Annotated in this window: 14 protein-coding genes and 2 riboswitches; of the genes, 8 read left to right on the top strand and 6 right to left on the bottom strand. The window is 61.7% G+C overall.

The annotated features are described in order from the left end of the window. Positions 1-135: 135 nt before the first annotated feature. Positions 136-3,846 carry a methionine synthase gene (metH, locus tag AC3ITY_RS18640; RefSeq protein WP_489304311.1) on the bottom strand — a complete coding sequence of 1,237 codons (3,711 nt, stop codon included), beginning with the start codon at positions 3,844-3,846 and terminating at the stop codon, positions 136-138. A gap of 156 nt (positions 3,847-4,002) precedes the next feature. On the opposite strand from metH, the gene AC3ITY_RS18635 reads away from it, so the two are divergent. Together AC3ITY_RS18635 and nfuA are read left to right on the top strand one after the other, a co-directional pair. After that, positions 4,003-6,300, top strand: coding sequence for a fatty acid cis/trans isomerase (locus tag AC3ITY_RS18635; RefSeq protein WP_489304310.1), 2,298 nt, complete (start codon positions 4,003-4,005; stop codon positions 6,298-6,300). Between the two features lie 230 nt (positions 6,301-6,530). Next, positions 6,531-7,115, top strand: a complete 585-nt coding sequence (nfuA, locus tag AC3ITY_RS18630; RefSeq protein ID WP_007912592.1) for a Fe-S biogenesis protein NfuA — start codon at positions 6,531-6,533, stop codon at positions 7,113-7,115. 96 nt (positions 7,116-7,211) lie between these two features. Here the strand turns inward: nfuA and cobM are convergent, their stop codons facing one another. From cobM to AC3ITY_RS18610, 4 genes are all read right to left on the bottom strand, one after another. After that, positions 7,212-7,958 carry a precorrin-4 C(11)-methyltransferase gene (cobM, locus tag AC3ITY_RS18625; protein WP_489304309.1) on the bottom strand — a complete coding sequence of 249 codons (747 nt, stop codon included), beginning with the start codon at positions 7,956-7,958 and terminating at the stop codon, positions 7,212-7,214. An 85-nt stretch (positions 7,959-8,043) separates the two neighbouring features. Beyond that, complete coding sequence (locus AC3ITY_RS18620) at positions 8,044-8,457, bottom strand: cobalamin biosynthesis protein (protein ID WP_102671349.1); 414 nt, start codon at positions 8,455-8,457, stop codon at positions 8,044-8,046. Beyond that, positions 8,454-9,161, bottom strand: coding sequence for a CbtA family protein (locus AC3ITY_RS18615; RefSeq protein WP_489304308.1), 708 nt, complete (start codon positions 9,159-9,161; stop codon positions 8,454-8,456). The genes AC3ITY_RS18620 and AC3ITY_RS18615 overlap by 4 nt, the downstream gene beginning before the upstream one ends. Before the next feature lie 11 nt (positions 9,162-9,172). Further along, complete coding sequence (locus tag AC3ITY_RS18610; protein ID WP_489304307.1) at positions 9,173-9,364, bottom strand: CbtB domain-containing protein; 192 nt, start codon at positions 9,362-9,364, stop codon at positions 9,173-9,175. Positions 9,365-9,485: 121 nt separating this feature from the next. Beyond that, a riboswitch (cobalamin riboswitch) is annotated at positions 9,486-9,711 on the bottom strand. Positions 9,712-9,819: 108 nt separating this feature from the next. Continuing rightward, positions 9,820-10,032, top strand: a riboswitch (cobalamin riboswitch). Between the two features lie 103 nt (positions 10,033-10,135). On the opposite strand from AC3ITY_RS18610, the gene cobW reads away from it, so the two are divergent. From cobW to AC3ITY_RS18590, 4 genes are all read left to right on the top strand, one after another. Continuing rightward, a complete protein-coding gene (gene cobW / locus AC3ITY_RS18605) occupies positions 10,136-11,206 on the top strand; it encodes a cobalamin biosynthesis protein CobW (RefSeq protein ID WP_489304306.1) in 1,071 nt (356 codons plus the stop codon). Positions 11,207-11,209: 3 nt separating this feature from the next. Then, a complete protein-coding gene (gene cobN / locus AC3ITY_RS18600; protein ID WP_489304305.1) occupies positions 11,210-15,052 on the top strand; it encodes a cobaltochelatase subunit CobN in 3,843 nt (1,280 codons plus the stop codon). Positions 15,053-15,141: 89 nt separating this feature from the next. Beyond that, positions 15,142-16,149: a magnesium chelatase ATPase subunit I gene (locus tag AC3ITY_RS18595; protein WP_489304304.1), complete on the top strand. Its 1,008-nt coding sequence runs from the start codon at positions 15,142-15,144 to the stop codon at positions 16,147-16,149. Between the two features lie 119 nt (positions 16,150-16,268). Then, positions 16,269-16,814, top strand: a complete 546-nt coding sequence (locus AC3ITY_RS18590) for a vWA domain-containing protein (RefSeq protein WP_489310929.1) — start codon at positions 16,269-16,271, stop codon at positions 16,812-16,814. A gap of 137 nt (positions 16,815-16,951) precedes the next feature. Here the strand turns inward: AC3ITY_RS18590 and AC3ITY_RS18585 are convergent, their stop codons facing one another. Beyond that, positions 16,952-18,175, bottom strand: coding sequence for an NADH:flavin oxidoreductase/NADH oxidase family protein (locus AC3ITY_RS18585; RefSeq protein ID WP_489304303.1), 1,224 nt, complete (start codon positions 18,173-18,175; stop codon positions 16,952-16,954). Positions 18,176-18,251: 76 nt separating this feature from the next. On the opposite strand from AC3ITY_RS18585, the gene AC3ITY_RS18580 reads away from it, so the two are divergent. Together AC3ITY_RS18580 and AC3ITY_RS18575 are read left to right on the top strand one after the other, a co-directional pair. After that, positions 18,252-18,656: a MerR family transcriptional regulator gene (locus AC3ITY_RS18580; protein ID WP_489304302.1), complete on the top strand. Its 405-nt coding sequence runs from the start codon at positions 18,252-18,254 to the stop codon at positions 18,654-18,656. A 269-nt stretch (positions 18,657-18,925) separates the two neighbouring features. Next, complete coding sequence (locus AC3ITY_RS18575; protein WP_477756633.1) at positions 18,926-19,774, top strand: transporter substrate-binding protein; 849 nt, start codon at positions 18,926-18,928, stop codon at positions 19,772-19,774. The last annotated feature ends 7 nt before the right edge of the window (positions 19,775-19,781 follow it).

Here is a 19,781-nt window from a genome sequence, read left to right as displayed (position 1 = left end):
GACCGGCTCGGCCGCCGGATTACTACTGTAGGAGCGAGCTTGCTCGCGATGGACTCAAGAGCGCTGTGTTTAATCAGTAAACACGCGTTATCGTTAACGACCATCGCGAGCAAGCTCGCTCCCACAGTGGGTCACTCAGTTGTCGTAACCCAGGTTCGGCGCCAGCCAGCGTTCGGTCACGCTCAACTCCTGGCCTTTACGCGAGGTGTAGCTCTGCACCTGGTCCTTGTCGACCTTGCCCACGGCAAAGTATTGCGCCTGCGGGTGAGCGAAGTACCAGCCGCTGACCGCTGCCGCCGGGAACATCGCGTAGTGCTCGGTGAGGAACACGCCGCTGCGGCCTGCGCGCATTTCCTGGGCCTCTGGATCGAGCAGGGCGAACAGCTGGGCTTTCTCGGTGTGGTCCGGGCAGGCCGGGTAGCCCGGTGCCGGACGGATGCCGCTGTACTGTTCCTTGATCAGTGCCGCGTTATCCAGCGCTTCATCCTTGGCATAACCCCAGTAGTCTTTACGCACCTGCTGGTGCAGCCACTCGGCGCAGGCCTCGGCCAGGCGGTCGGCCAGGGCCTTGACCATGATCGAGTTGTAATCGTCGCCGGCGTCCTGGTAAGCCCTGGCCACTTCTTCGGCGCCGATCCCTGCGGTGGTGATGAATCCACCCACGTAGTCAGTCACTTCACTGCCCTTGGGCGCGACGAAGTCGGCCAGGGAGAAGTTCGGCTTGCCGTCGGTCTTGATGATCTGCTGGCGCAAGTGATGCAGCTTGGCCATTGGCTTGCCGTCATCGCCATAGAGCTCGATGTCGTCGTCATGCACCTGGTTGGCCGGCCAGAAACCGAACACCGCGCGGGCGCTGATCAGCTTCTCGTCGATCAGTTTGCTGAGCATTTCCCGGGCATCGTTGTACAGCGAGGTGGCAGCTTCGCCGACCACTTCGTCCTGGAGGATGCGCGGGAACTTGCCGGCCAGGTCCCAGGAGATGAAGAACGGCGTCCAGTCGATGTACTCGGCCAGAACGTTGAGGTCGATGTTGTCCAGCACCCGGGTGCCGGTGAAAGTCGGTTTGACCGGCGTGTAGCTCGCCCAGTCGAATTGCGGCTTCTTGGCGATGGCCGCGCCATAGCTCAGGCGCTCGGTGCGGGCGCTGCGGTTGGCGGTGCGCTCGCGAACCTCGATGTAGTCCTGGCGGGTTTTTTCGACGAAACCGGCCTTGAGCTCCTTGGACAGCAACTGCGTCGCTACGCCCACGGCGCGGGAGGCGTCGGTGACGTAGATCACCGCATCGTTGCTGTACTTGGGCTCGATCTTCACCGCCGTGTGCGCCTTGGAGGTGGTGGCGCCACCGATCATCAACGGCAGGTGGAAGTCCTGGCGCTGCATTTCGCGGGCGACGTGGACCATCTCATCCAGCGACGGGGTGATCAGGCCGGACAGGCCGATGATGTCGCACTTCTGTTCCTTGGCCACCTGGAGGATTTTCTCCGCCGGGACCATCACGCCGAGGTCGACGATGTCATAGCCGTTGCAGCCCAGCACCACGCCAACGATGTTCTTGCCGATGTCGTGCACGTCGCCTTTGACGGTCGCCATCAGGATCTTGCCCTTGGCTTGCGGCTTGTCGCCTTTTTCCAGTTCGATGAACGGGATCAGGTGGGCCACGGCCTGCTTCATCACGCGGGCGGATTTCACCACTTGCGGCAGGAACATTTTGCCGGCGCCGAACAGGTCGCCGACGATGTTCATGCCGGCCATCAGCGGACCTTCGATCACTTCGATCGGGCGAGCGAAGGACTGGCGCGATTCTTCGGTGTCTTCGACGATGTGGGTGGTGATGCCCTTGACCAGTGCGTGCTCCAGACGCTTGTTGACGTCCCAGTTGCGCCACTCTTCGGTCTCGGCTTCCTTGACGCTGCCGTCGCCCTTGTACTTGTCGGCGATGGCGAGGAGGGCGTCGGTGCCTTCCGGGGTTCGGTTGAGGATCACGTCTTCCACGGCGTCGCGCAGTTCCACCGGGATCTGATCGTAGATCTCAAGCTGACCGGCGTTGACGATACCCATGGTCAGACCGGCGCGGATCGCGTACAGCAGGAACACCGAGTGAATCGCCTCGCGCACCGGGTTGTTGCCGCGGAACGAGAACGACACGTTGGACACGCCACCGGAGGTTAGCGCATACGGCAGCTCGTCGCGGATGTAGGCACAGGCGTTGATGAAATCGACGGCGTAGTTGTTGTGTTCTTCGATACCGGTGGCGACGGCGAAGATGTTCGGGTCGAAGATGATGTCTTCCGGCGGGAAGTCCACTTCGTTGACCAGAATGTCGTAGGAGCGTTTGCAGATTTCCTTCTTGCGCGCTTCGGTGTCGGCCTGGCCGGCTTCGTCGAAGGCCATCACCACTACCGCGGCACCGTAGCGCTTGCACAGCTTGGCGTGATGGATGAACTGCTCGACGCCTTCTTTCATGCTGATCGAGTTGACGATGCCCTTGCCCTGGATGCACTTGAGGCCGGCTTCGATCACTTCCCACTTGGAGGAGTCGATCATGATCGGTACGCGGGAGATGTCCGGTTCGCCGGCAATCAGATTGAGGAAGGTCACCATGGCCTTCTTCGAATCGAGCATCCCTTCGTCCATGTTGATATCGATCACCTGGGCGCCGGCTTCGACCTGCTGCAGGGCGACTTCCAGGGCTTCGGTGTAGTTGTCTTCGCGGATCAGGCGGGCGAATTTGGCGGAACCGGTGATGTTGGTGCGCTCGCCGACGTTGACGAACAGCGAGTTGCGATCGATGGTGAATGGCTCGAGGCCCGAGAGGCGGCACGCCTTCGGGATGTCCGGGATTTCCCGCGGCGCATAACCGGCCACGGCCTTGGCTATGGCCTCGATGTGGCCCGGCGTGGTGCCGCAGCAGCCGCCGACGATGTTGAGGAAGCCGCTTTGGGCGAATTCTTCGATGACCTTGGCGGTTTCCGACGGCAACTCGTCGTACTCGCCAAATTCGTTCGGCAGGCCGGCGTTCGGGTGCGCGGAAACGTGGGTGTTGGCCTTGTTCGACAGTTCTTCGAGGTACGGGCGCAATTCGCGGGCACCGAGGGCGCAGTTCAAGCCGACGGAAATCGGTTTGGCGTGGGCCACGGAGTTCCAGAACGCTTCGGTGGTCTGGCCCGACAGCGTGCGGCCCGAGGCGTCGGTGATGGTGCCGGAAATCATGATCGGAAGTTCGATGCCCAGTTCTTCGAATACGCCTTGTACGGCGAAGATCGCGGCCTTGGCGTTGAGGGTGTCGAAGATGGTTTCGATCAGGATCAGGTCGGCACCGCCTTCGATCAGGCCTTTGGTGGACTCGGTGTAGTTCTCCACCAGCTCATCGAAGGTCACGTTGCGGTAGCCGGGGTTGTTCACGTCCGGGGACAACGAGCAGGTGCGACTTGTAGGACCGAGCACGCCGGCAACGAAGCGCGGCTTGTCCGGGGTTTCCAGGGTCTTGGCGTCGGCGACCTTGCGCGCCAGGCGTGCGCCTTCTACGTTTAACTCATACGCCAGGCCCTGCATGCCGTAGTCGGCGAGGGATATCTGGGTGGCGTTGAAGGTGTTGGTTTCCAGAATGTCGGCGCCGGCGTCCAGGTAGGCTTTTTCAATGCCGCCAATCACGTCCGGGCGAGTCAGTACCAACAAATCGTTGTTGCCTTTGACATCGCTCGGCCAGTCAGCGAAGCGTTTGCCACGGTAATCCTGCTCTTCGAGCTTGTAGCTCTGGATCATCGTGCCCATACCGCCATCGAGAATCAGGATGCGCTCTTTGAGGGCGTGCTTGAGAGCTTGAAGGCGTACGCTGCGATCGGACATTTGGACTACTCGGTAAGACCATGACGAAGGGCCGGGATGATAGCAAACCTGTGCGCTTTTAGAGCATGACTCGATTTTGCATGAATATCGTTCATGTTGGTAAGGATGACAGACCGGTAGAATCGCGGCGTTTTTTCAGGATTCAGGACCAGGGACATGTCGTATCGCTTCGTCATCAGCACATTGTTGTTGTTTTTAAGCTGGGGCGCTCTGGCGCAAAGTCCGGCGATTTCCTCTGCCATTTCATACAGCCGCGACATTCAACCGATCTTCACTGAAAAGTGCGTGGCCTGCCACGCCTGCAACGACGCCGCCTGTCAGCTCAACCTGGGCAGCGGCGAGGGCGCGGCACGGGGCGCGACGAAAATCCCGGTCTACGACGGTGACCGCCGCCAGGCCGTTGCGCCGACCCGACTGTTCTATGACGCCTCCGGCAAACAGGCCTGGCAGCAAAAAGGCTTTTATTCGGTACTCGATGCCCAGGGCAGCCAGGCTGCACTGATGGCGCGGATGCTGGAGCTTGGCCACAAAACTCCGTTGCAACCCAACGCGAAGCTGCCGGAGGACATCGTCCTGGGCCTGAACCGGGAAAATATGTGCGCCATGCCCGAGGGGTTCGACGGCTACGCCGCCAAGCATCCGAAGGAGGGTATGCCGCTGGCAGTGACCGGCCTGACCGACCAGCAGTACCAGACGCTGCAACGCTGGCTGGCGGCAGGCGCGCCGATCGATCAGCAGGCGCTGGCGCCCAGCGCCAGGGAAGCCTTGGAGGTGGTGCAATGGGAAAACCTGCTCAATTCGCCGGGCGCCCGGGAAAGTCTGGTGGGGCGCTGGCTGTTCGAGCACTGGTTCCTCGCCCATCTCTACTTCAAGGATGGCGAGCCTGGGCATTTCTTCCAGTGGGTGCGTTCGCGCACCCCGACCGGCCAGCCGATCGACCTGATCAACACCCGTCGCCCGAACGATGATCCGGGCACGCAGTTTTATTACCGCTTGTGGCCGGTGCAGGGCGTGATCGTGCACAAGACCCACATCACCTATCCGTTGAGTTCGGCGAAGCTGGCGCGGGTCAAGAGCCTGTTCTACAGCGGCAACTGGCAGGTCGACGCATTGCCGGGCTATGGACCGCAGAGCCGGGCCAACCCGTTCGCCACCTTCGAAGCGATTCCGGCCCAGGCGCGCTATCAGTTCATGCTCGATAACGCCGAGTACTTCGTGCGCACCTTTATCCGTGGGCCAGTGTGTCGTGGTCAGATCGCCACGGACGTGATCCGCGATAATTTCTGGGCGCTGTTCCAGGCGCCCGAGCACGACCTGTATGTCACCGATCCGAACTATCGCGGGCAGGCCACGCCGTTGCTGGCCATGCCGGGGCAAAATGACGACGTCGGCAGTGTCCTCAGCTTGTGGCACGACTACCGCGACAAGCGTAATGAATACGAAGCCTTGCGCCGGGACAGCTATGCCGACGAACCTGCACCGAGCTGGTCGACCCTGTGGGCCGGCAACGACAATGCGTTGCTGAGTATCTTCCGCCATTTCGACAGCGCTTCGGTGACCAAAGGCCTGATCGGCGACGTGCCGCAAACGATATGGCTGTTCGACTATCCGCTGCTGGAGCGCACCTACTATCAACTGGCGGTGAACTTCGATGTGTTCGGCAACGTGTCCCACCAGGCCCAGACGCGCCTGTATTTCGACCTGATCCGCAACGGTGCCGAGCAGAACTTCCTGCGCCTGATGCCCGCCGATTCGCGAGATGGCTACCTCGACGACTGGTATCAGAACAGTGGCAAATTCAAGATGTGGCTCGACTACGAGACCATCGATGACGACAAGCCGACCGCGCTGAAACTTAACCCGCAGGACCCCAAACGCGACTTCGCCCAGCAATTGCTGGCCCGTTATGGTGATCTCAATGCCAGGCCCGACCCGATCAACCGCTGCGACGGGGCTTACTGTTCGCGGCCGAACATCGATCCGGACCTGCAAAGTGCCGAGCAGACGCTAAGCCGACTGACCTCGCGTCCGGCCGCCGGGTTGAAAGTGATTGATCAACTGCCGGAAGCGACCATGCTGCGCATTGAAACCCGTAGCGGCAAACGCGAGGTCTACAGCCTGCTGCGCAACCGTGCCCACAGCAACGTCGCGTTTTTGCTCGGTGAATCACTGCGCTACCAACCGGGGCTCGACACCCTGACCATTTTCCCCGGCGTGCTCAGCAGCTACCCGAACTTCATGTTCAACATCCCGGCCGAGCAAGTGCTTGCGTTTGTGGATGCGATGGAAAATTCCAAGGACACCGACAGCTTCGAGAAAATCGTCCAACGTTGGGGAATACGTCGCAGCCATCCGCAATTCTGGCCTTATTTCCATGACCTGAGCCGCTACATCCACGAAACCGATCCGGTGGAAGAGGGTGTGCTGGACATGAACCGCTACGAGAACCTCTGAATAATCGCCGATCCCCTGTAGGAGCGAGCTTGGTCCGGGCGGCGTTCCGACGATGCTCTCAAGTGCGCCGCGCAAATCCGGGAGTGCGCGTTATCGTTGGCGACCATCGCGAGCAAGCTCGCTCCTACAGAAAATCAGGGGATTGTCGAAATCTTTCCCGACAAAAATACTAGGACTTTGTCCGGCGCGTTGATTGGCGTAAACTGCGCCCAAGCCTGCGAGGAGTTTCCATGACCGCTATTACCATCACTGACGCCGCCCACGATTACCTGGCTGATCTGCTCTCCAAGCAGAACACCCCGGGCATCGGCATCCGCGTCTTCATCACCCAGCCTGGCACCCAGTACGCCGAAACCTGCATTGCCTACTGCAAGCCGGGCGAAGAAAAACCCGAAGACACCGCGCTGGGGCTCAAAAGCTTCACCGCGTACATCGATCACTTCAGCGAAGCCTTCCTGGACGATGCCGTTGTCGACTACGCCACCGACCGCATGGGCGGCCAGCTGACCATCAAGGCGCCAAACGCCAAGGTACCGATGGTCAACGCCGACAGCCCGGTCAACGAGCGCATCAACTACTACCTGCAAACCGAGATCAACCCGGGGCTGGCCAGCCACGGCGGTCAGGTCAGCCTGATCGACGTGGTCGAAGACGGCATCGCCGTCTTGCAGTTCGGCGGTGGTTGCCAGGGCTGCGGCCAGGCCGACGTGACGCTGAAGGAAGGCATCGAGCGCACTTTGCTCGAGCGCATTCCGGAGCTCAAGGGCGTTCGCGACGTGACCGACCACACGCAGAAAGAAAACGCCTACTACTAAGGCGTTCGCTGCGAAACGAAAAAACGGCGCCCCGTGAGCGCCGTTTTTTTATGGGGAAATTTCGTTGGCCCCTTCGCGAGCAAGTCGAAGAGGGCCTCAGGGCCTGTAGAGATGCGCATACCCCGCGCGATACAGCGATGACTCACTGAAGTGGTCGCTGCCCAGCACCCGACCCACCAGAATCAACGCCGTACGACGAAAGCCCTTGGCTTCAACCTTCCCGGCAATATCCTCAAGCGTGCCCACCACCCAATCCTGATCCGGCCAGCTCGCGCGGTGAACCACCGCAATCGGGCAATCGGCGCCGTAATGGGGTAGCAGTTCTTCAACGATCTTCGCCAGGTGATTGACCCCCAAATGAATCGCCATGGTCGCGCCGTGCTGCGCCAGGCTGGAGAATTCCTCTCCGGGTGGCATGGCGGTTTTGTCGGCGTAGCGCGTCAGGATCACGCTCTGCGAAACGTTCGGCAGCGTCAGTTCTGCTCCTAAAAGCGCTGCGCAAGCGGCTGTGGCAGTCACGCCGGGTACGATTTCGAACGCAATGCCCAGCTCACGCAGATAGCGAATCTGCTCGCCAATGGCGCCATACAGGCTTGGATCGCCGGAGTGCACCCGAGCCACATCCTGACCTTTGGCGTGGGCGGTCTTGATCAGGTCGATGATCTGTTCCAGGTGCAGTTCGGCACTGTTGACCACCTGCTCGGCACAATGACCTTCCAGTACGGCGGCAGGTACCAGGGAACCGGCATAAATGATCACCGGACAGCTGCGAATCAGCCGCTGGCCTTTGACGGTAATCAGTTCGGGGTCGCCGGGACCTGCGCCAATGAAGTAGACGGTCATCGTCGGTTCCTGTGGGGAAAAAAGGGGCTGAACAGGGCTTCAGATGAAGAATGTTCATGATCAACGGTGGGGATTATCGGGGTTTTTATGCCGCGCCGGCCAATGCCAGTGTTGCCTGGGCGTATTTTTGTCGTGGAATCAGCAGTTTTGCCGGGGCCTGGGCCAGTTGTTCCGCCAGGGCCAGTGCGGCGCTTTCCGCCACGCCGTAGCAACCGGTGCGTTCAAACGCTATTTGCGATTGATGACTGAGTTGCGGTTCATAAGCGGCCAGTTGTTCACTGCTGAAATACATCAATTCCAGGCCAAGCTGCTGAGCCAGTTCGATTAACGCAGGTTCGTCGCGCTTCGAATCGATGCTGGCCAGCGCCTTGATTTCATGACGAGCAATCTGGTGTGCCTCCAACGCCTGATCGAGCAGCGCCAGCAACGTGCTGACGGGGCAGCCCCGTTGGCAGCCCAGGCCGACCACCAGGGTCGGCGCTGTGCTGACGTCAGTCATGCGTGGTATTGGCCATCGCTTTTGCGACGGAACAACCAGGCGCTGATCAGGCCCAGGGCCAGCCAGAACGCCACGTTGGTCAGTTGCGAAGCGATTTTGAACTGGGCTTCCAGCGCCTCTGGAGCAAGCATCGAATGCACTTCCGGTTGCGGTGCGCCAATCACATGGGGAACGGCGAGTATCGCCGCGCCGAGGACTTTCATCAGCCAGTGACGGCTGAACACGATCAGCGCGATACCGACGGCGGTGGAGGCGGCGGTACCGATCCACCACAGTTGCCGTTGTGCCAGGTCCGCTGCGGCAGTGCCGGGCAATTCAGGTGGCAGGCCGAGGGTCGGCGCGAGCACGAACGTCGCATAACCGGCCAGGCCCCAGAGCAGGCCTTGCGAGGTTTTGGTCGGCGCACGCAAGGTGTACAGGCCGGCCAGCATCAGGGCGAAACCGACGGCCACCACCAGGTTACCGCCGGTGGTCGACAGCACGCGCTGCCAGCCGTCTTCCGGTTCCCAGGCTTGTGCATCGTGGGTGTGGGCAGCCATGGCGCCATCGGCGTGTTGGTGAACTTCAGTCGCGACCGGTTCGGCTTTTTCGTAGGTTTCGGCCTGCAAAATCAGCGGGGCGACCCAGAAGCTTTGCAGCAGGGTCAGCAGCAGGGCGGCCAGCAGCCCGGTGAAACCTGCGGTTTGCGCAATACGCTTGATCATGTCGACAGCTCTCAATGGCACGGGAATGCGGAGCTGTGACGGGTATCGTGGGCGGCATTGTGCACCGCTTCGATGTGCGAGAAACCGGCGAAATACACAAGGCTTGCGCCCAGGATCGACGCGCAGACAGCAGCGGCCAGACGTTGGGTCAAGGTTGAGGTGGTGCTCGCGGATGTGTGTTCGGCGCTGCTGATGATCGACATGGCGTTTCCCTCTGGTCTGTCAGCGGGGAATAAGAGCGCATGCAAACCCCCGCACGACCTGGCGCGCAGAGGTTCAAACAGCGCCCGCCCACCGCGGGTTTGTTGGTTCAGTGATCGTACTTGTCACTTTGTGTTACGGGCCGGTCTCCGGGCTCACGAGGGGCAAAGGCTTGCGCCTGAACCTGAAAGCATCACCTTCCCATGCCGCAGTGGCACAGTGGATCTGATGCTTCGCTCGCTTACCGTTGCGGGGGCAGCACCGGACTGACATGGCTTAAGAGTAAAGCACATGATTCACCGGTTTCCCGTTTCACCCTGTGAAGGGCACCCGTAACAAGGTGTGTAGGAGAGCATGGGCGGGGGTTGGGCGTCAATTGGCAAGGGTTCTCACTTGAAATTTACACAAGCCCCCTTGCCACAGGGATCGCAAGCATTGACCCGCCCCAATACCATGCGTAGCCTTGCGCTTTCGAGGTTCTTCGGCGTTTGCCGAAGCTAAGAAGGGAACGCGGTCGATGCCGCGGCTGCCCCCGCAACTGTGAACGGTGATGTTCGTTGCCACGCCACTGCTGACTCAATCCATGAGGCCGGCGGGAAGGCGCAGCGAATGCCAGGCTCAAGGCCGGCACACCGTCAGCCAGGAGACCTGCCTCGTCACAGATTCTCACTTTCAACCGGGCGGGGTGATCCGGTGGCGAACTCCTCAGGCACGCGCCTCCGCGTTGCCGGTCGTCGTCCCGTATGCCCGCCACATTAGCCATAGGGCATCCGATGAAAACACTGGCCAAACTCCCCGTCACCATCGTCACCGGCTTTCTCGGCTCGGGCAAGACCACGCTGCTGCGGCACATGCTCGACAACGCCCAGGGTCGCCGCATCGCGGTGATCGTCAACGAATTCGGTGAGTTGGGTATTGATGGCGAAATCCTCAAGCAATGCTCCATCGGTTGCACCGAAGAAGAAGCCAACGGCCGTGTCTATGAATTGGCCAACGGCTGCCTGTGCTGCACCGTCCAGGAAGAATTCTTCCCGGTGATGCGCGAACTGGTGGCCCGTCGTGGCGATCTTGATCACATTCTCATCGAAACCTCGGGCCTGGCGCTGCCCAAGCCGCTGGTCCAGGCCTTCCAGTGGCCGGAAATCCGCAGTGCCTGCACGGTGGACGCGGTGATCACCGTGGTCGACAGCCCGGCCGTGGCCGCCGGCACCTTCGCCGCGTTCCCGGATCAGGTCGACGCCCAACGCAAACTCGACCCGAACCTGGACCACGAATCGCCGCTGCACGAACTGTTCGCCGACCAACTGGCCAGCGCTGACCTTGTGATCCTCAACAAAGCCGACCTGATCAACCCGGCGGACCTGGCCCGCGTGCGCCTGGAAGTCGCCGAGGAATTGCCGCCAGCGGTGAAAATCATCGAGGCCAGCAGTGGTCGCCTGCCGCTGGACGTGCTGATCGGCCTGGGTGCCGGCTCCGAAGAACACATCGACAGCCGTCACAGCCACCACGACCATCATCATGATGGCGACGACGATCATGATGACCACGATCACGACGCCTTCGATTCGATCTCCATCGAACTGCCGCAAGCCGACGAAAGCCTGCTGCTGGATGCGCTGACCCAACTGGTGGTCCAGCACGGCATCCTGCGGGTCAAGGGTTTTGCGGCGATCCCGAACAAACCAATGCGCCTGCTGATCCAGGGCGTGGGCACGCGTTTCGACAAGCACTTCGACCGCCAGTGGGGCGCCGAAGAAGCACGCGTAACCCGCCTGGTGCTGATCGGCCAGGAACTGGACGCCACTGTTCTCGAAGCGCAATTGCGCGCCGCGCTCAGCGAGTAATCCATGCACCTGCTCAGGACCCAGCCCGGCGGTTTTGTGTCGGATGACAACATTGCCGACCTTGGACAAACCCCCGCCGAACTGGTGATCCTGTGCAGCGGCGATTCCAGCCTCGCGCTGCTCGCCGAAGCGGCGCAGCAATTGCCCGACGATTACCCGAGCGTGCGCCTGGCCAACCCGATGCAGGTGCAGAACCATGCCTCGGTCGATTTGTACGTCGATGAAGTGCTGCGTCACGCCAGGGTGATCCTGATTTCGTTGCACGGTGGCATCGCCTATTGGCGTTACGGCATCGAGCGCCTGGTCGAGCTGTCGCAGCGCGGCGTGCAGGTGATTCTGGTGCCGGGTGATGATCGCCCGGACCCGGAACTCAGTGACCTGAGCACCGTCGGTGCCGAAGATCGTGATCGGCTCTGGCAGTTTCTGCGCCAGGGCGGCATGGGCAACGCCCTGGATTTCTTCCGCTGCCTGGCCAACCGCTGGCTGGCCCGTGATTACACCTGGGGCGAGCCGCAAACCCTGCCACGCACGGCGATTTACCATCCGCACAAACATTCTGCCGCGCTGAGCGACTGGCAAGCCGACTGGCAAGTGGGGCAACCGGTGGCGGCGGTGCTGTTTTACCGCTCGCATTTGCAGGCGGCGAACACCGCTTTCATTGATGTTTTTTGCCAGCGCTTGCAGGCGGCGGGGTTGAATCCGTTGCCGATTGCGCTGGCCAGCTTGAAAGAACCCGGTTGTCTTTGCGTGGTCGAGGACTGGCTGGATGAGGCCAGCGTCTCGGTGATTCTGAATACCACCGGCTTCGCCCAATCCAGTCCTGAAGCACCGCATCTGCGCCCGTTTCGCCGCAATATTCCGGTGATCCAGGCGATTTGCGCCCAAGACAACGAACCGGGTTGGCGCGCCAGCGAACAGGGCCTCGGCCCCCGTGACCTGGCGATGCACATAGCCTTGCCTGAACTGGACGGACGCATCATCAGCCGCCCGATCAGTTTCAAGGACCTGGCGTGGCGCAGTGAGCGCAGTCAGTCGGATGTGGTCTGCTACCGGGCCCAACCGGAGCGTATGGATTTCGTTGCCGAACTGGCGCGGCGCTGGGTCGATCTGGCGCAGGTGCCCAATGCGGAAAAACGCATTGCCTTGATTCTCGCCAATTACCCGACCCGCGACGGTCGCATCGGCAATGGCGTCGGCCTCGATACCCCGGCAGCGGCGCTGAATATCCTGCGGGCGCTGCATGCCGAAGGTTATCCATTGCCGGCTGAATTGCCAGGCAGTGGCACCGCGCTGATCCAGCAATTGCTGGGCGGCGTCAGCAACGATCTCGAGACCCTCGACCTGCGTCCGTGCCAGCAAAGCCTGGGGATGGATGACTATCTGGCGATGTTCAACGCCCTGCCCGAAGCCAATCGCGTGGCGGTGCTCGAACGTTGGGGCGCGCCGGAAAACGACCCGATGTGTCGCAGCGGAAGGATGATGATCGCCGGCCTGCGTTTTGGCCTGACCTTCGTCGGCATTCAACCTGCGCGGGGTTATCAGGTCGACCCGAGCGCGGTGTATCACGACCCGGACCTGGTGCCGCCCCACGGCTACCTGGCGTTTTACTTCTGGCTGCGTAACACCTACGGCGCCCACGGCGTGATCCACGTCGGCAAACACGGCAACCTCGAATGGCTGCCGGGCAAAGGCGTGGGGCTCTCGGAACATTGCTGGCCAGATGCTTTACTCGGGCCGCTGCCGAACATCTATCCGTTCATCGTCAACGACCCGGGCGAGGGCGCCCAGGCCAAGCGGCGTACCCAGGCGGTGATCATCGATCACTTGATGCCCCCGCTGACCCGCGCCGAAACCTACGGCCCGCTGCGTAACCTCGAACTGTTGGCCGATGAATATTACGAAGCGCAGTTGCTCGATCCACGTCGCGCCCGAGAGTTGCAGCGCGACATCCTGCAACTGGTGCGTGACACCCACATCGACCGTGAACTGCAACTGGACGAACAACTCGACAGCGATGCCGACGCAGCGATCTGGTTACCGCGGCTCGACACATACCTGTGCGACTTGAAGGAGTCGCAGATCCGCGACGGCCTGCACGTGTTCGGCGAATCGCCCACCGGGCGCTTGCGCATCGATACCTTGCTGGCGCTGTTGCGCATTCCACGGGGTGATGGCCGGGGCGCGCAGTCGAGTCTGCTGCGGGCACTGGCCAAGGCCTTCGTGTTGGGCTTCGACCCACTCGATTGTGCGCTGGCCGAACCGTGGACAGGGCCGCGCCCCGAGGCTCTTGTGGACATCAGCGAAGAGACCTGGCGTACGGCGGGCGATACCCGCGAACGCTTGGAGTTGTTCGCCGCGCAGTTGATTTCGGACGCGTTGAATAGCCCCTGTAGGAGCGAGCCTGCTCGCGATGGTGTGTCAGCCACATTGATGTCAACTGACACACCATCGCGAGCAGGCTCGCTCCTACAGGAGGCGGACTGGATCGAGGTGCAAGCCATCATCGATGGCTTGCGTGAGGTAGTCGCTCCGCGTCTGGACGCCTGCGGTCCGGCGGAAATGCGCGGATTGCTCGATGCCCTGAGCGGTCGCTTCGTCCCGGCCGGTCCCAGCGGCGCGCCGAGTCGTGGTCGCCTGGACGTGCTGCCCACCGGTCGCAACTTCTATTCGGTGGACGTGCGCAACCTGCCGACCACCACGGCGTGGCGTATCGGTTTCCAGTCGGCCAACCTGATCCTCGAACGGCACCTGCAAGACCACGGCGATCATTTGCGCCAGCTCGGTCTGTCGGTGTGGGGCACCGCGACCATGCGTACCGGCGGCGATGACATCGCCCAGGCCATGGCGCTGATGGGCGTGCGCCCGGTCTGGGCGACCGGCAGCCAGCGGGTCGATGATTTCGAGATTCTGCCGTTGAGTTTGCTCGACCGTCCGCGGGTGGATGTGACCTTGCGTGTGTCCGGATTCTTCCGTGATGCCTTTGCCAATCTGATTCGCTTGTTCGACGCGGCGGTGCAAGCGGTGGCTGACCTCGATGAGCCGGACGACCTCAACCCGTTGGCGGCCAAGGTGCGCGCCGAGCATGCAGCCTTGCTGCAGGCGGGGATAGATGAAGATGCTGCGCGACGTCAGGCCGGCTGGCGGATTTTCGGGGCCAAACCCGGTGCCTACGGCGCGGGTGTGCAGGGCGCCATCGATGGTCGCCTGTGGCAGAGCCGAGAGGACTTGGCCGAGGTTTACCTTAACTGGGGCGGCTACGCTTACGGCGGTTCCGACGAAGGCACCGCCGCCCGCGAACAGTTCAGTCAGCGCCTGAGCCAGGTACAGGCGGTGCTGCAAAACCAGGATAACCGCGAGCATGATTTGCTCGACTCCAACGATTACTACCAGTTCCAGGGCGGTATGCTCGCGGCGGTGGAAAGCCTGAAAGGCGAGGCGGCGGCCAGCTATCATGGCGACCACAGCCAGCCGGACCTGCCGAAGATTCGTACCTTGAAGGAAGAGCTGAACCGGGTGATCCGCTCCCGGGCGGCCAACCCGAAGTGGCTCGAAGGCGTTAAACGTCACGGCTACAAAGGTGCGTTCGAAATGGCCGCGACAGTCGACAATCTGTTTGCCTTCGATGCCACCACGCAGTTGATCGACGATCACCAGTACGCGTTGCTGGCCGATGCCTACTTGCTCGACCCGGACACCCGGGATTTTGTCCGCGAACACAATCCCCATGCCTTGCGCGACATGACCGAGCGCATGCTCGAGGCGCAACAGCGCGGGATGTGGAAGGAGCCAGGCGAGTACCGCGAGGCGCTGGAGAATCTGTTGCTGGATATAGAAGAAGACGGCTAATCACCGCAAAACCCTGTGGGAGCGGGCTTGCCCGCTCCCACAGGGATTGGGGCGCCTGTGAGATCACCGACCATGACCGAGATAAAACAATGACCGACACCCCGCATTTCCCGCTCTCCGCCGTGGTCGGCGCCGACGATTTGAAGCTGGCCCTGTACCTGACCGCCATCGACCCGAAAATCGGCGGTGTCCTGATCGAAGGCCCGCGGGGCATGGCCAAGTCGACTCTGGCCCGTGGTCTGGCGGACCTGCTGGCCAGCGGTCAGTTCGTCACCTTGCCGTTGGGCGCCACCGAGGAGCGCCTGGTCGGCACCCTCGATCTTGACGCGGCACTAGGCGAAGGTCGCGCACAGTTTTCCCCCGGCGTACTGGCCAAGGCTGACGGTGGCGTGCTCTATGTCGACGAGGTCAACCTGTTGCCCGATCACCTCGTTGACCTGCTGCTCGATGTGGCCGCCAGCGGCACCAATCTGGTGGAACGCGACGGCATTTCCCATCGGCATTCGGCGAAGTTCGTGCTGATTGGCACCATGAACCCGGAAGAGGGCGAACTGCGTCCGCAATTGCTCGACCGTTTCGGCTTGAACGTCGCCCTCGGTGGCCACACCGCGCCGGCCGAGCGCGGCCAGATCATTCGCCGTCGCCTGGATTTCGACAGCGATCCGCAAGGTTTTTGCGCCGAATGGGAATCTGCGCAGGCGTCTCTGCGCGAACGTTGCCAGAACGCACGCAATCTACTGGCAAACATTCCCCTCGACGACCAGGCGTTGGCACACATCACCGAACGCTGCTTTGCCGCTGGCGTCGATGGTTTGCGCGCCGACCTGGTCTGGCTGCGCGCCGCCCGGGCGCACGCCGCCTGGCGCGGGGTGAACGCGATCGCCGAGGCAGATATCGACGCCGTTGCCGAGTTCGCCTTGCGCCATCGTCGTCGCGAGCATTGCGCACCGGCGCCTCAGCCATCCCAGGCTGCGCAACCTTCTGCGCCGCAGAACGCCAACCCGAGCGAAGGGCAGGGCCAGTGGGGCGAATTGCCTGCCCAAGCGCTGGCGGTCGGCGCACGACGTGAAGTGCCGAGCTGGCCAAAAAAGCCCTAGGCATTCGCCCTCGCTCCGACGTGGGGGCGAATGCCAGACCCCGAACCGGGCGGCTGGACCACGGTAAACAGGGCAAGCGTCACACGGCACGCAGCGGCTCGGTCAACTGGCCAGGCACATTGCTCAATGGCCGACCGCGTCAGCGCGACGACCTGTTGTTTCACCTGCGCACTCGCTCGCCCCATGAACTGTGGCTGGTGATCGTTGATGCCTCCGCATCGACCCGCCGTCATCAGGCATTGAGCGATGCCAAGGGCTTGCTGGCACAGTTGTTCGACGATGCCTATCGCCAGCGTGCGCGACTGGCGTTGCTCACGGCCAGCGGTGCTGCACCCAAGTGGCAGGTGCAGGGATTGAAGGCGTCGAGCGGGTTGCGCCAGTGGCTCGATGGCCTTGGCGCCGGCGGCGGCACGCCGTTGCTGGCAGCTTTGAACGAAGCGGGGCACTGGCTTGCCGTACGGCAGAAGCGTTTTCCGGCAGAGCAGCAGCGCTTGTTGCTGGTGACCGATGGCCGGCTGAAGGACTGGCCGTTGTTGCCCGTGCTGGAGTGTCCGGGGTTGCTGATCGACATCGAGCGTGGGCCGATCCGGCTCGGGCGCAGCAGGGTGTTGGCGGCGCAGTTGCAGGCCGAGTATCGGCATATTGACGAGTTGCTTCCTGGCTGAATTCTCCTTTGCCCGGGCCGGCCTCTTCGTGAGCAAGCCCGCTCCCACAGGGGGGAACGCATTCCAAATGTGGGAGCGGCGGTGCGGCGATCCGACTTGCTCGCGAAGGCGACGGGTCATTCAACATCAATTCCGGATTACTTACCCATCGCCTGCCGATACTGCCGGGTACGCTTGCCAATGTATAAGCGGTCGAGAATCAACGCCCACAACGCCGAGACTTCAGGCTGGGGCCTGCGCCCACGGCTCAAGCGATGCAGCTGGAATTTGACCACCGCCATGCTCGCCAGCGCCGCCAGTGGCTTACGCTTCCAGCGGATTGGCGGCAGTTGCGGATGGCTGTCCTGACCTTCGCGCCAGTGCTTGACCAGGTGTGGTTCCACGGCCAGCGCGGTGCCAATGCCGGCCATGGCAAGGCCGCTGTCGAGCACCTGTTCGACGATTGCCAAACGGCGGATCCCGCCGGTCACCATCACCGGCATCCGCGCCACGCTGGCCAGTTCACCGGCCATTTCCAGAAAGTACGCCTCCCGTGCCAGGGTCCGGCCGTCGCGCGCCTCGCCTTGCATGGCCGGTGCTTCGTAACTGCCGCCGGAGAGTTCTAGCAGGTCAATCGGTTGTTCGTTCAGCCACTGGATCACTTGCCGTGCATCGTCGGCATCGAAACCACCGCGCTGGAAATCCGCAGAATTGAGTTTTACCGACACACAAAATTGCGGCGACACTGCCTGGCGAACTGCCTCGACGACGGACAACAGCAGGCGCGCACGATTTTCCAGGGAGCCGCCCCATTGATCGGTGCGCCGATTGGTGAGCGGCGAGAGGAACTGGCTGATCAGGTAACCGTGGGCGGCGTGGATCTGCACACCGGTAAAACCGGCTTTCTCGGCCAGTGCGGCGCTGGTGGCGAAGCGTCGGATCACCTCCTGGATGTCGTCCTCGCTCATGGGTTTGGGTTCGGCGAACATCTTCGAAAACTGGCCCAGATCCAGCGCAACCGCCGACGGCGCCAAGGCTTGTTGGCCGAGGTTGGCCATGGTCTGGCGGCCAGGATGGTTGAGCTGTACCCAGAAGTGCGCACCGCCGGCGCGGCCGACACTGGCCCACTGGCGGAAGCGCTCCAGGTGGCGCTCGTCCTCCAGCGCTACACCACCGGGGCCGGTCATGGCGCGACGGTCGATCATTACATTGCCGGTCAGCAGCAAGCCGGCTTCGCCCTCGGCCCAGGCCTGATACAGGCGCAACAGCGCCTGGTCGGGTACCTGATCGGTGTTGGCGAGGTTCTCTTCCATGGCTGCTTTGGCAATGCGATTACCGATGGTCTGGCCGTTGGGCAAATTCAACGTTTGGAAGGGCGACATGCTTGACTCCTCATAGTGATGAGCAGAGGCTAAGCTTAAAGTTAACTTTAATGTCAAGCAGGTAAATGAGACCACAATGAAGATCGGTGAGTTGGCACAGTTGAGCGGGTTGACCGCATCGCGCATCCGTTTTTACGAGTCTCAGGGGTTGATCCGCCAGGTCGAGCGCTCTGCCAACGGTTATCGGCGTTACTCGCAACAGGCGCTGCAGACCCTGCAAATCATCCAGTGCGCGCAACAGGCCGGTTTCAGCCTGGAAGAACTCAAGCAGTTACTTCCGGATAATGTGACGGGCACGTTCAAGCACGATGAGTTGATGGCCGGCCTGCATCGCAAGATCGAGCAGATCGAAGAGATGCAACGGCACCTGGCCCATAGCAAGGCTCAGTTGCTGGGTTGGATCGATACTATCCAGGACCGGCCCGAAGGGATGAGTTGCGATGAAAATGCCGAGCGGGTGATGACGTCATTCAAGCACTAGGTCAGCCAGGCGCAGGGGAATCAGCGTACCGACTTTCCAGGCGCCCGGTTGTGAACCAGATACCCGCCCTTTGTAGCAAACGGTAGCGATCAGGGTTCCGTGCGTTTGGTGACGGTTTTCCCTGTTTTTACGCATCCTCCTGATTCAAAACAAATTTCAATCTCCCTCACATTCCCTCCACATCCTGTGGCACACTTTCTGCTGTCTATTCCGCTGTTACATACCATGTTCCGGTATAGCGGAATACACATCACCCTGGAGTGCTTGCCATGCATCGCCGACCTTCCTTGTTCACAGCGTGTGTTTTTCTGTTCGCAGCCTCTGCTGCTGCCATGGGCGTGGCCCAGGCGGCGGACAGCAAGCTCGACAGCGTTCTGGCCCGCGGCAAACTGATTGTAGGCACCGGCAGCACCAATGCGCCGTGGCACTTCCAGGGCGCGGATGGCAAGTTGCAAGGCTTTGATATTGATATCGGGCGCATGGTGGCCAAGGGCTTGTTCAACGATCCGAGCAAAGTCGAGTTCGTGGTGCAGTCGTCTGACGCACGTATCCCCAACCTGCTGACCGACAAGGTCGACATGAGCTGCCAGTTCATCACCGTGACGGCCAGCCGCGCGCAGCAAGTGGCGTTCACCCTGCCGTATTACCGCGAAGGTGTCGGCCTGCTGCTGCCGGCGAACAGCAAGTACAAGGAAATCGATGACATGAAAGCCGCCGGTGACAGTCTCACCGTGGCGGTGCTGCAAAACGTCTACGCCGAAGAACTGGTGCACCAGGCGCTGCCCAAGGCCAAGGTCGATCAGTACGACAGCGTGGACCTGATGTACCAGGCCGTGAACTCCGGCCGCGCCGACGCGGCAGCCACCGACCAGTCTTCGGTGAAGTACCTGATGGTGCAGAACCCGGGCCGTTATCGCAGCCCGGCCTACGCCTGGAGCCCGCAGACCTATGCGTGCGCGGTCAAGCGCGGCGATCAGGACTGGCTGAACTTCGTCAATACCACCCTGCATGAGGCCATGACCGGTGTTGAGTTCCCGACTTACGCGGCGTCGTTCAAGCAATGGTTCGGTGTGGATCTGCCAACGCCGGCGATTGGCTTTCCAGTCGAATTCAAATGATCCCGTG

The organism is Pseudomonas sp. GL_091 (assembly GCF_057837725.1).
The sequence above is the reverse complement of the archived record's forward strand: the minus strand, read 5'-3'. Positions and strand labels throughout refer to the sequence as shown.

Coding starts and splice junctions, on each gene's coding strand:
- metH (WP_489304311.1), bottom strand. CDS start 3,846: ATGTCCGATCGCAGCGTACGCCTTCAAGCTCTCAAGCACGCCCTCAAA.
- AC3ITY_RS18635 (WP_489304310.1), top strand. CDS start 4,003: ATGTCGTATCGCTTCGTCATCAGCACATTGTTGTTGTTTTTAAGCTGG.
- nfuA (WP_007912592.1), top strand. CDS start 6,531: ATGACCGCTATTACCATCACTGACGCCGCCCACGATTACCTGGCTGAT.
- cobM (WP_489304309.1), bottom strand. CDS start 7,958: ATGACCGTCTACTTCATTGGCGCAGGTCCCGGCGACCCCGAACTGATT.
- AC3ITY_RS18620 (WP_102671349.1), bottom strand. CDS start 8,457: ATGACTGACGTCAGCACAGCGCCGACCCTGGTGGTCGGCCTGGGCTGC.
- AC3ITY_RS18615 (WP_489304308.1), bottom strand. CDS start 9,161: ATGATCAAGCGTATTGCGCAAACCGCAGGTTTCACCGGGCTGCTGGCC.
- AC3ITY_RS18610 (WP_489304307.1), bottom strand. CDS start 9,364: ATGTCGATCATCAGCAGCGCCGAACACACATCCGCGAGCACCACCTCA.
- cobW (WP_489304306.1), top strand. CDS start 10,136: ATGAAAACACTGGCCAAACTCCCCGTCACCATCGTCACCGGCTTTCTC.
- cobN (WP_489304305.1), top strand. CDS start 11,210: ATGCACCTGCTCAGGACCCAGCCCGGCGGTTTTGTGTCGGATGACAAC.
- AC3ITY_RS18595 (WP_489304304.1), top strand. CDS start 15,142: ATGACCGACACCCCGCATTTCCCGCTCTCCGCCGTGGTCGGCGCCGAC.
- AC3ITY_RS18585 (WP_489304303.1), bottom strand. CDS start 18,175: ATGTCGCCCTTCCAAACGTTGAATTTGCCCAACGGCCAGACCATCGGT.
- AC3ITY_RS18580 (WP_489304302.1), top strand. CDS start 18,252: ATGAAGATCGGTGAGTTGGCACAGTTGAGCGGGTTGACCGCATCGCGC.
- AC3ITY_RS18575 (WP_477756633.1), top strand. CDS start 18,926: ATGCATCGCCGACCTTCCTTGTTCACAGCGTGTGTTTTTCTGTTCGCA.